The organism is Burkholderia sp. A9, assembly GCF_000801975.1.
Genome location: NZ_JSZN01000010.1, coordinates 84,167 through 96,124, shown reverse-complemented (window position 1 = coordinate 96,124; position 11,958 = coordinate 84,167). Strand labels below are relative to the sequence as shown.

Annotated in this window: 10 protein-coding genes and 1 pseudogene; 3 read left to right on the top strand and 8 right to left on the bottom strand. The window is 61.3% G+C overall.

Translation table 11 applies throughout. The features are described from left to right. Positions 1-359 precede the first annotated feature (359 nt). Both PI86_RS06095 and PI86_RS06090 read right to left on the bottom strand, forming a co-directional pair. Positions 360-809: pseudogene (locus tag PI86_RS06095) on the bottom strand (HAD-IC family P-type ATPase); the annotation flags it as partial. A gap of 259 nt (positions 810-1,068) precedes the next feature. Then, complete coding sequence (locus tag PI86_RS06090) at positions 1,069-1,878, bottom strand: AraC family transcriptional regulator (protein WP_039319838.1); 810 nt, start codon at positions 1,876-1,878, stop codon at positions 1,069-1,071. Positions 1,879-2,044: 166 nt separating this feature from the next. Here PI86_RS06090 and PI86_RS06085 point away from each other — a divergent pair, with 166 nt between their 5' ends. The 3 genes from PI86_RS06085 to PI86_RS06075 all read left to right on the top strand — a co-directional run bounded on the left by PI86_RS06085 (position 2,045) and on the right by PI86_RS06075 (position 5,729). Next, the gene (locus tag PI86_RS06085) at positions 2,045-3,367 is read left to right on the top strand and encodes a tetratricopeptide repeat protein (RefSeq protein WP_014899895.1); all 1,323 of its coding nucleotides are present in this window, start codon (positions 2,045-2,047) and stop codon (positions 3,365-3,367) included. Positions 3,368-3,523: 156 nt separating this feature from the next. Beyond that, entirely contained in the window at positions 3,524-4,774 is a 1,251-nt protein-coding gene (locus PI86_RS06080) for an MFS transporter (protein ID WP_039319836.1), read from the top strand. 40 nt (positions 4,775-4,814) lie between these two features. After that, positions 4,815-5,729, top strand: coding sequence for a LysR family transcriptional regulator (locus tag PI86_RS06075; protein ID WP_014899897.1), 915 nt, complete (start codon positions 4,815-4,817; stop codon positions 5,727-5,729). 104 nt (positions 5,730-5,833) lie between these two features. On the opposite strand, the gene PI86_RS06070 is transcribed toward PI86_RS06075, so the two are convergent. The 6 genes from PI86_RS06070 to PI86_RS06045 form a co-directional block, all read right to left on the bottom strand. Next, on the bottom strand, positions 5,834-6,850 hold the full coding sequence (locus tag PI86_RS06070) for an alcohol dehydrogenase (protein ID WP_039319833.1): 1,017 nt from the start codon (positions 6,848-6,850) through the stop codon (positions 5,834-5,836). A gap of 38 nt (positions 6,851-6,888) precedes the next feature. Then, entirely contained in the window at positions 6,889-8,004 is a 1,116-nt protein-coding gene (locus PI86_RS06065) for a flavin monoamine oxidase family protein (protein WP_014899899.1), read from the bottom strand. Positions 8,005-8,006: 2 nt separating this feature from the next. After that, positions 8,007-8,675: a cupin domain-containing protein gene (locus PI86_RS06060; RefSeq protein ID WP_014899900.1), complete on the bottom strand. Its 669-nt coding sequence runs from the start codon at positions 8,673-8,675 to the stop codon at positions 8,007-8,009. A 75-nt stretch (positions 8,676-8,750) separates the two neighbouring features. Then, a complete protein-coding gene (locus PI86_RS06055) occupies positions 8,751-9,032 on the bottom strand; it encodes a hypothetical protein (protein ID WP_014899901.1) in 282 nt (93 codons plus the stop codon). A gap of 75 nt (positions 9,033-9,107) precedes the next feature. Continuing rightward, positions 9,108-9,881 carry an SDR family NAD(P)-dependent oxidoreductase gene (locus PI86_RS06050; RefSeq protein ID WP_039319829.1) on the bottom strand — a complete coding sequence of 258 codons (774 nt, stop codon included), beginning with the start codon at positions 9,879-9,881 and terminating at the stop codon, positions 9,108-9,110. Positions 9,882-10,459: 578 nt separating this feature from the next. Continuing rightward, positions 10,460-11,893, bottom strand: coding sequence for an amino acid permease (locus PI86_RS06045; protein WP_014899903.1), 1,434 nt, complete (start codon positions 11,891-11,893; stop codon positions 10,460-10,462). Positions 11,894-11,958 lie beyond the last annotated feature (65 nt).

Sequence of the window (11,958 nt, the reverse complement as noted above, 5' to 3'; positions counted from 1 at the left end):
GCGCGGGACGCCTCGCATCAGCGTGATCCCCGCCGCCTCCATCGCGCCGTCGGCGCCGGCCGACATCGACGAGCCAACGTCAGCCGCCACGAGAGACGGCGCATCGTTCAGTCCGTCACCGACCATCGCGAATCGAAGGGAAAGAAAAACTATCCGACTTTCCCGAGATTCGATGGGCCTGCTGCCGACCATAGCTCACAGATACGGCCGGACTTAGTCATTGATTACATTCTTCGGTGATTCTCGTCGTGCGGCAAACGAGATAAAGTATCGAAAATCTAAAGAAAATCTTTACTGCTACGAGATCTTCGGTTCGAGACTGCTTCGCCGATGTTCGCGATCAGGCCCCTTGGATCGGGCTAACGCCGGTCGCCGGGCCTGCGCCGAAGCATCAGTGCATTGGTGACCACGCTCACGCTGCTGAAGGCCATGGCAGCACCGGCGATGACCGGGGTCAGCGTGCCCAGGGCCGCCAGTGGAATGCCCAGCACGTTGTAAGCAAACGCCCAGAACAGGCCTTGTTTGATTTTCGAGTAGGCGCTACGCGAAACGTCGAACGAATCCGCCACCAGGCGCGGGTCGCCGCGCATCAGCGTGATGCCCGCCACCTCCATCGCGACGTCAGTGCCCGTCGCCATCGACAAGCCAACGTCCGCTGCCACGAGAGACGGTGCGTCGTTCAGTCCGTCACCGACCATCGCCACGATATGGCCTTGCTTGCGCAGTTCCCGGACGACGGCAGCCTTGTCACCTGGCAACAATTCCGCACGGACTTCATCAATGCCAAGCTCACGCGCCGCGGCATTCGCGAAATCACTGATGAGCATCCGGCTGAGATTCCAAAATGCTGAACAAGCTATCGCGGGATGGACTACTCAGCGCATCTGGCCACGGTCTGACCTGCCCCCTCCGTAATCGAGTGACAAATCGGCGGCACATTGGCCCTTTACGATCGACATCGCTCCGGCTTTCGCACAACGGCAGCAAGCACGAAATCGCACTTGAGCGTAAGTCGAGGCACTTTATATGTGCCCAACTACCTCATGCCTTTTCAATCGACCAGCACGGCTACCGATCTCGGGCGACGCTCGCATCCTCTCCGCGTCCACGAATGTACGCTTGCGGGCTGCAACCCATTTCGACTCGAAACGCGTACACGAATGCAGACGTCGAACCGTATCCCAGTTCCATTGCTGTCCGCGTCACGCCGAGCCCGCCCCCGAGCAGTTCGATCGCTCTAAACAACCGCAGGCGCCGCCGCCATGATCGCAAGCTCATGCCAGTTTCGTGAACGAAATGCCGAGCGAGGGTCCGTGCCGACATCCCGAACATTCGCCCCCACTCCTCCGGACCGCGCGGGTCCGCCGGATCCGCGTAAAGCGCCTCGCACAATGCTGAAACGGTACCCGCCTTCGGCCAAGGGAGCGCAGCGGAAAGAGTACGCGCGCGACGCAACTGGTCGAGAATCAATCGAGTGACACGTCCGGCATACCCGTCGTGATCTTCCGCGTCGACTATCTCGACCGCCTCGACGATCAGTGCCTTCAGTAACGGCGAAACGGCAAACACGGTCGGTGTCCCACACGGCAGGCCGTCGCCAATATCGTCTGCAATCCACAGACTGCGGAACTCCGCGCCCAATAGCGATCCGACCCGATGCCGGACGCCCGTCGGCAGCCATACTGCTTGCTCAGGAGAAATGACGAACGACCCTCCTTCGGCGATTACCGTCAACGCTCCGGACACTGCGTAAACGACCTGATTCCAGTGATGAGAATGTTCGGGGAAGCTATGGCGGGCAGGAATGGATTGCGCGCGAACCGCCAGTGGCCCAGGCGGCGCCAGGCCCGGTGGTGTCTCGATCGTATCCCATGTCATGGCAATCCTCCGGTTGGCATTTATTCTATACAGATTGGCCGCTCATCGAAATACCGACATCACAAAAATTGGTTTAATAGACAGGTTACAGTCCCCGACACCGGATGGGCCGCAATCGACCGACTGCACCGATCGCCCACGATTCCCATTGGAGTAAACCTGTTCTATGGCCTGCCTCGACCGCTACAGCCTTCCCCTTTCGACGACTTCCGATCTCGCGGCCGAGCGCTACCGTACCGGCGTCGATCTCCTTCTATCATTGTGGCCAGGTGTCGCCGAAACGCTCGACGACGCGATTGCCGCCGATCCGGACTTTGCGCTCGCCTATGCCGCGCGTGCGCGTTTCCACGCGATCCGCGCCCAGGTCACCGAGGCTCGGGACAAGATCGCGAAGGCGACGGAACTCGTTGCCCGCAACGGCACCGAGCGGGAGCGCAGCCACGTCAATGTCCTTTCGCTCGCGATCAACGGACAGTCCGCCAGGGCCTTGACGGCCGCGCTGGCACACGCCGACCAATGGCCGCGCGACATCCTGATCCTGTCGCTCCCGCTTGGCGCTTTCGGCCTCTTTGCGTTTTCCGGAATGGCGGACCACGATCAGGCACGCGTCGATCTTTGCGAGCGCCACGCCCGACACTTCGATTCCGACGACTGGTGGTTCAATACCTACCGTGGCTGGGCGCATGGCGAAAATGGCGACGTCAAGCTGGGCCGCACATTGACCGAACGTGCGCTCGAACTGCGCCGACACAACGTCAACGCCGTGCATGCCGTCTCGCACGTTTTGTATGAAGCTGGCGCCAGCGACGATGCAGAAGCGGTGATCAGCGGCTGGCTGCCGGAATATGACCGAAGCGGCGTTCTCCATAACCATATCGCATGGCACGGGGCACTTCTTGCGCTGGAGCGCGGCGACACCGATCGCGCACTCGCCATCTACAACGAGAACATTGCGCCCGCGGTTGCGACCGGCGTGCCCATCAACGTCGTCAGCGACACCTCGTCGTTCCTGTGGCGCATGCAGGCATACGGCCACGCCGTGCCGACGCAAATGTGGGACGACGCGGCCCAATACGCGTCCGCCTACTTCAAGCAAGCCGGCTTCCCGTTTGCCGACGTCCACATGGCGATGATCGCCGCGGCAACCGGAGACAAGGCCGCACTCGATCAGCGCGCGGACGCCCTCGCCAACATGGTCGAAACGGGCAGCCTGGCGGCCGGCCCTGTCGTCCCGGCGATCTGTCGCGCAGCGCTTGCCTTTGCCGAGGAAAACTACGCGCGTTGCGCCGAGATCCTCGAGCCGGTCGCGCATGACGTGGTCCGTATCGGCGGCAGCGGCGCACAACGAGAAATCGTGGAAGACACGCTGCTCGTGTCCCTCATGCGAAGCGGCGACGTGACCAAGGCGCGCGCGATTCTCGACAAACGCTTGCACCGTCGCCCGTCGCTGCGCGACACGAACTGGCTTGGCCAGGTCGCAGGCGCTTGAGTCGGCCGGGGAGATCGCTGGCCGTTGGCTGCCGCCCGCGACCTGCCCGAGACTCGCAACCGGGTACGCAAAACCCGGCATGCAGGAGCAGTCAGTATGCATCGCCGGTAAAGAGGTTCCCCCTCGCCGGTTCTCAGGCGTCTTATGGAAAGTGAAATGAATTCGGCCATTGCCGTGAAGAAGAGCGGGTTGCAGCGGTTGCTCACCAACGGCCTCGGACCCGTCGCCACCGTGTCGATTGCGCAATTGTTCGGCACCGCCCTGTGGTTCAGTGCCAACAGCACGGCGGGTGACTTGATGCGCATCTGGCACGCCAGCGCGTCCGACATCGGCTGGCTGACGAACGCCGTCCAGCTCGGATTCATACTCGGCACACTCGTCATCTCGTTGAGCGGCGGTGCCGACCGATTCCGCGCGAGCAGTATCTTCGTCTGCAGCGCGATCGCGGGAGCGCTGTTCAACGTGTGCTTCGCATGGCTGTCGACGGGCCTGGTGAGCGGGGCCCTGTTCCGGTTCGGTGTCGGCATCTGTCTTGCGGGGATATACCCGATGGGCATGAAGCTGATCGTCGGTTGGGCGCCCGACCGGACCGGCCAGGCACTCGCGCAGCTCGTGGCGATGCTCACCCTCGGTACGGCGCTACCCCATGCGATGCGCGTGCTGGGCGCCGGCTTCCCATGGCAGTCGATCATCACGGCCTCGTCGGTTCTCGCGCTCATCGGCGCCTGCATGATCGGCGCGCTGGGAGACGGTCCGCATGCCGTGAGCAAACGCCGGTCGTCGACGACACCGGATTCGATGGCGCGGACATCGTCCGTCCTCGGCGCATTCCGGATGCGTCCTTTTCGAGCTGCAACGCTCGGATACTTTGGCCATATGTGGGAGCTCTATACGTTCTGGACGACCGTGCCCTTGCTCGTCGCCCACACGTCGCTTACCGCACGCGCACCCGGGCTTGGTGTTTCCGGTATCTCATTTTGCATTATCGGCGCCGGCGCGGCAGGCTCGCTAATTGGCGGGAAATTGTCACGGCATGTTGGCAGCGCGAGGGTAGCCATCGGAGCACTGACCATCTCGGGTCTCTGTGCACTGACTTTTGCGCTCGGTTGGCGCCACCTCCCTACAGGCGCAATCGCGATCCTCCTGATTGTCTGGGGAGCCTCAGTCGTTGCAGACTCACCGCAGTTCTCGGCCCTGGCCGCCAAGGCCTGTCCGCCGGACCTGGTCGGCAGTGCACTGGCCATCCAGAACTCCATCGGGTTTGCCATCACGGTCATCTCGATCGCCGCGACCACAGCCCTGTTCGAGCACATCGGGCTCGACGCGATGTGGCTCCTGATTCCCGGACCGGTGCTCGGCCTGGCGGGTTTTTACCTGACCTGTCGAAACGCCGCGTCGCCACACTGACGGGAAACCCCATCCGGCGCCCCGCGAAAGGAGATCAAAGATGCTGGACCTCCAATACCTTGCGATCCTGATGGAAGTCGAGCGCCTCGGCAGTGTCACTGCTGCCGCGGAAAAGCTGAATGTGACGCAGTCGGCGCTGTCGCACATGGTGCGCAGATTCGAAGAGCGACATGGCGTCAAGCTATGGACGAAGAGCGGGCGCGGCTTGCGCTTTACGCAGACGGGACAATACCTACTCGCGCTTGCGCAACGCGTGCTTCCGCAAATCGAACACGCGGAGCGAGTCCTGATCGACTTCGCGCAGGGTCGCCAGGGAGCCTTGCGCGTGGGAATGGAATGTCACCCATGCCAGAAATGGCTGGCAAGGTTGACACCCCGGTATCTAGCGACCTGGCCGGATGTCGATTTCGATGTCCGTACCGCATTTCGTTTCGATGGTGTCGCTGCCCTTCTGGGCTATGAGATCGACCTGCTTGTCACGCCGGACCCCATCGACTTGCCGGACCTCGTGTTCGTCCCGGTCATCGACTACGAGCTGGTTCTTGTCGTGCATGAAACGCACGCGCTTGCTACACGGGTGTTCGCCGTACCGCACGATCTGCTCGATGAAGAGCTGATCACTGTTCCTGTCAGCAAGGAGCGGCTCGACATCTACACGCGCTTTCTCGTACCTGCTCATTGCCAACCGAGGTTCCATCGAACCGCGGAGGCAACTGACCTGATGCTGCAGCTCGTCGCCGCCGGACGCGGGATCGCTGTTCTGCCGGATTGGCTGGTGCTCGAGGAAGGGGCCGGCCTGCCGATTCGCTCGATTCGGCTAGGGCAGGACGGCATTAGGAAATGCATCAATCTTGGCGTTCGACGCGGAGAGGAGGAAATCGCCTATATTGCCGGCTTCCTGTCACTGGCGAAGGAAACCGGCGTCTACGTCGGGCGAACCACCAGTCAAGCATGATCGTCCTGTGTCGACGGCACGGTTGATTAACTCGCGATCGATCGACAGCGGTGCACCAGTAAGGTGAATGGTCAATCAGCGTTTGATTGCCGTAGATTCCCGCGTCACATCGTGAGTACCATCCGATACCTCACGTCACCCGAACGCATCTTCTGATAAGCGTCGCCGGCCTGTTCCAGCGGCATGACCTCGATCATCGGACGCACGCCGGTGAGTACGCTGAAGTCGAGCGCCCTCTCGCTCTCGTAGGGTGATCCGGTAATCGAGCCCTGCACGCTGCGTTCGCCGGCAACCATCTGGCCGAACGAGACCGACAACGGGTCCCTGCCGATGCCGAGCAGAACCAGACGTCCCATGGGAGCCAGGCCGCCCAGCAGCCCGGACACGGTATCGCGATGGCCGATGGTCGTCACGATGGCGAGTGCGCCACCCAAGTCCTTCAGCCTGGCAACCGGATCTTCCCGCTCGGTATCGATGTAGATGTGTGCACCCAACGCCAGCGCATCTTCGCGAACCTCGCTGCGGCGCCCGATGGCGACAACCTTGAAGCCCATGTGGCGCGCATACTGCAAGGCCATGTGGCCCAGACCGCCCACGCCGAGAATGGCCACGACGTCGCCTGCCTGTGCGCCGCACTTCTTGAGCGCATTGAACGTTGCGATGCCGGCGCACAAAATCGGCGCGGCTTCTTCCGCATCCAGTTCATCCGGAATCGACACCAGCCCGGTGCTGCGCGCGAGCATCATTTCGGCGTAGCCGCCATCGCACGTCGCGCCAACGACCGGCTGGTTCCGGCAAAGCTGGAAATGCCCCTGGCGACATTGACTGCATTCGTTGCAGCAACCACCAAGCCGGCCTATGCCCACGCGCTGCCCCACTTTCCACATCGCCGATACATTGGCGCCGAGCGCGGCGATGCGTCCGACAATTTCATGTCCGGGCACGCGAGGCGGCTGCAACGCCGGATCGGCGCCTTCAATGTCGGCAGCATCCGCACCGCATATGCCGCAAGCCTCGACTTCGATCAGCACTTCTCCCACGCCCGGGGTCGGTGTCTCGCGCTCCACGAGCTCGAGAATGCCCGGCCGGGTCACTTGCATCGCACGGTAACGGGATTTCATGATTGACACTCCTGATTGATAGATCGTTTCGAGACGAGTCAGTCCAATAGCGTCCGCACGCCGACGCTGGCAGCCTCGACAGCACCTGCGACATAGCCGGGAAATTGTTTCGACCACTCGCTTGCAATACCGGTCAAACGGCTGCTCCAGACGCCCGAGGCAGCCGTAGCGCGTGGAGCCATCCCGTGGTCTCGAGGCTGTTCCAGATCGGCCGCAGCGGCTGTGCACGGATCGATCGCCCAGTCCTTAATGACATCGGTCCTCGGCGTCGCCGCGCGCGCACCGAACAAGCGCGCCAGTTGCGCGCGGCAATGCATGCGAAGCATCTCGTCAGGCACACGCTTGCGCAGACTCGCCGGCACCGAGAAAAAGCCGAACAGCGCTGCGCTGCCGCCCGGCATGGACGCATCGTGAATTTCTCCCAAGGGCCCGCGCGCACTGCGCGCTTCACCGGACAACCCTTGTTCACGCCAGAACGCGGAACCGTAAATTGCAACGTACTTGGCATGCGGGGCCATCCACGTGGGTGTCATGCGCCATTGCAGCGCCAGTCCCGGCGGCAAAGGCGGCGTGAATTCGATCGTGTCTTCGGCCAGGCGCGGCGGGACAGCTAGAAGCACATGCTCGACACACCAGGTCGAGACTTCGTTGCGGGCGTCAACACAGGTCAGTTCGACGTGGGCGCCGATGCTGCGTGCGTGACGAACCTTCTGTCCGGCGATCGTCCGCGAAGCATCCACGCGGGCGCGTACCGCATCGGTCAATGCGCCCATCCCTCCGATCAGGCGCATCGAGATCGGCGAATTGGCATAGCCTTGCATCCGCAAGGGAGCTGCATCGGGTGTGCGCTCGACCATCATGTCACCGACCTCATGTTGCTCGAAGGTCGACAGGCCGAGCCTGGAAACAAGCCGCTCCAATTGCGGCTGAACCATCGGCCAGAACCACGTGGGGCCGAGATCGAAGCGATCGAATCCACTCCCATCGACCGCTTGATCGGAAGCCGCATGTCCTTCTATCGACGCAATGCGGCCTCCAAACGAATCGCGAGCCTCCAGAAGCACATAGTCCCTGATGCCGCTCTCCTCGAGCATGAAAGCGGCATACAGGCCGCTCAAGCCTCCGCCGACGATGGCAATGCGCGTCTTGTGCATACTTACGCCCCCATCGCCACGCGGGACAGGTGGCCGGTCTTGAGATATACAGTGGCCCCGCGTGCACCCGCGGCAAGTTCCGGATACTCTCCGGCGGGAAGTCGCATCCAGCTGCCGCGCTCATATGAACGTCCGGCTGAAACCACGCCGCCGGCAATTACCAGCAGTTCGGCACTATCAGTGGGTCCGGCGAGCAAGATCTCGCCTGGAGCCAGGCGATGCAAGCTGACCTGCTCGTCGTCGCATGAATGGAGCACGCAAATCTCCCGACCGTCCCGCTTCCACCAAGACGCCGGATCACACGTGTCGATGCGTACGCGAAGTTCGTCTTTCGGCGACATCTGCCAAAGCTTGACGAAAATAACGGCTCCGGTGTCGCTGAACGGCTGATGGCACGAACCCGGCGGATTGCGCAGATACCAGCCTGCCGGATAGTGCGCGTCGTCGTCTGAGAACGTCCCGGACAGGACAAGAATTTCTTCCCCACCCGGATGCACATGACCCGGAAAGCGGGAACCGGGCGCATACCGGACAATGCTCGTCGCGCGCGCTTTCTCGCCACCCAGTCGATCAAGCATCACTCGCTCCACGCCGCTCTGCGGGGAGGCCACCCATTGGTAATGGTCGGGCGAAACGATGACGCTGCGCGAGAAATCCGCATTGACGAGCATAGAAATTCGTTCAGAGATCGAAGGATTGTGGCCGGCCGTTGTCGGACGCCGACAAGGGCGCCCGACCGTGCACGATTAGGCAACCTGGTAAATGCGCACATCCGGTGCAGCATCGAGCAGGGGCTGGAGACCGCCAACCACATCCGCGGTAAACAGATCGCTTTGCAGGTACGCATTCGCGTTCACTTCCGTGTCGAAGCCGTGCAGCACCTGTACGTCTTCGTCACGCAACAGCAGTTGCTTGGACTTCGCGCCCGCGACGTTATCGAGGAACGGCGCCTTGTATTTCTCGTATATGCCGGCAGCCGTTGCACGCTTGGCATTGGCGATCTTGAGCGTAATCTGCAGATAGACCATGTCTGTTTCTCTTGGCTAGGTTGATGAAGCAGTTGATGCGGGCGTTCAGAACCGGAAGCGCCCGCGCCGATTGCGTCAGTTGCGGCCGGCCATCACGCCGCCGTCGACGTCCCATATTGCACCGGTTACCCAGGCCGCCTTCTCCGACAGCAGGAACGTGACGACTTCCGCGACATCCTGTGGCGTACCGACACGGCCGAGCGGATGGAAGGCGTTGAAGCCCTGCAGCACGCCGTGTACCTCGGCCTTCGGGATGAAACCCTCGTAGATCGGTGTCTGTACGACAGCGGGCGATACCGCGTTGACGCGGATCCGCTTCGGCGCGAGTTCCATGGCCAGGTGCTGAGTCAGCGCGTGCACACCCGCTTTTGCCATCGAGTACGCGGAGGACGGCGTGGCCGCGATGGCCTGCCTGGCCCACATCGAACCGATATTGACGATCGCGCCGGGGCGCTCCTTGTCGACTAGGTTCGCCGCGACCTTCCGCGTGATGAAGAAGAACGCCTTGTTCAGCTTCATGTACTGCTCGTAGTCCGCTGCCTGATGGTCGAGGAAAGGCTTCGGGAAAAAGATCCCGGCTGCATTCACCAACAGATCGACATCCGCGTGCTGCTCGTCGATCGTATCGAGCAGCGAAGCCAGGCCCTGATCGCTCGAGATGTCGGCCGTCAGCGCCGTCACCTGACCGAGCGCCGCCAGTTCCGCGCGCGCGGATTCGGCTTTCTCGGCGCGATTCCCCACGATCACCACGCTGCCGCCATCGGCGAGAACGATCCGGGCCGTCTGCAGCCCCATTCCGCTGGTGCCGCCAACGACCAGCAGTTTCCTTCCTTCGAACCGGTTGCTCATGTCGAATCCCTCTACCAGCCTGACCATGGTCAGGCTCTGATTGAACGAAATGGGGAAGTACGCCTGGCGTTAACGGATCGATGCACGCGCACCACGCAACCCGAGTCTCACTGGCTCGTTCGCAACGACGCGCACCAACAAGAACGGCCGCAAAACGGCCTGCGCCGACCACCCGCGACGAATCGCTGCCCCACACATTGACTGGAATTCTGTGCCGGTCGGCCGTGGTCGACAAATGAGATAAACTGTCCTGGCCTGAAAGAAAAACTATGTCAGTGCGACGGATGAGCAACCGTCGAACGCGTTGGCGCGATGCATCCGGCGCATACGCCGAAGCTGTTTCGTGACGCGGCTATCGCGCGTCCCCGCCCCCGATCCGGGCCGGATCGTCATGCTCCAGCGGAGCTTGCAGCCCCATACCGAAGCGAAACGCGCGAATTTGGCGGGAACCCCCTGCTATAAACTTTCTCTATTGCAGGCGGCCCCGCGCGTTGGCCGCATGATGCGCGGCAGCGATTCTGTCAGGCCTGCGTCGACCGATCGCCGCCCGTCAAACTCCCGCTTGCGCGGGGCTGGAATCACGCAAGCAGATTCTTGGCTTCCCGCGGCTCCGGTGCGTCAGCCGCAAGCGCCGTGTCGTGTCTCGTATAAAACTTGTACGCCACGAAAACGACGCCCACCCAGACACCCGACACGATCAAGGACATGCGCATGTCCGGCAAGATGGCGATACACGCGATCACTGCGGCAACGAACGCGAGCGCGATATAGTTGCCATACGGATAGAAAGGCATCTTGTACGAAAGACTGGCTGCCTGGCCGTTCTGAATTCGAATCTTCCTGAACTTCAGATGGCTGATGACGATGGACCCCCATGCGCAAACGAGCGCGAACACGGTGACCGACGAGAACAGTTCAAACGCCTTCTCGGGCATGATGTAGTTCAGGAGCACACCGGCGAACATCGCGGCAAAGACCATGAAGATCGCACGAGACGGCACCTTGCGGCTGTTGACGACACCAAGGAATGCCGGCGCGTTCTTCTGCAATGCGAGGTTGTAGAAGGTCCGGCTGTTCGTGAAGACGCTCGCATTGACCGCGGACAACACAGCCATGATCACGACCAGGTTCATGATTCCCGCAGCGGCCGGAATGCCGATCTTCGTGAAGACCTCGACGAACGGGCTGCCCTTCGTGGTGAGCGACGTCCACGGGAACACCATCAGCAGCACCGCGATCGCGCCCACATAGAAAATCAGCAGTCGCCAGAACGTGGCGTTGACCGCTTTCGGCATTGTCTTCTTCACGTCCTTTGCTTCGCCTGCAGCAAGGCCAAGGTTCTCGACGCCGCCGAACGAAAAGGCCACCATCACAATGGCCAGGAAAGTTCCGCCAGCACCTTTCGCGAAGAACCCGCCGTGATCGACAAGGTTGCGATAGCCGATCGGCACACCATGGTTTCCGATGCCGAACACGATCATGCATACGCCGAACACGATCATCGCGACGATTGCCACGACCTTGATCAACGAGAACCAGAACTCGGCTTCTCCATATATTTTCACGCCGATGATATTGATGACGAACATCATCGACACCGCAGCAGCGGCCGTCACCCAGATCGGGATACCGGGAAACCAGAAGTGCACGTAATTTCCCAGCGCATTGAGGTCGGCCGCGCTCGTGGCAAGAAGAAATATGAAGGCATTCCAGCCATTCAAAAACCCGACGAAGCGATGAATGTAGCGATTCGAATACGAGACGTAGGAACCCGATACCGGTTCCTCGACGGCCATCTCACCGAGCGCGCGCATCACGAAGTAGATCGCCACGGCCGCGAGCAGATACACGATGAGAATCGCCGGCCCGGCCGTCCTGATGGCCCAGGAAGAACCGTAGAAGAGCCCAGTACCGATCGCGCCGCCAATCGCGATCATCTGAATATGGCGGTTTTTCAGGTCTCTTTTTAGATCTTCTTGTTCGTATGCCTGTATCTGGCTACCATCAGTCATGTCACCTCCAAAGAATCACAATATGATTAATTTTTTAAGTTGGCCCCTATCGCAACATGCGAAAA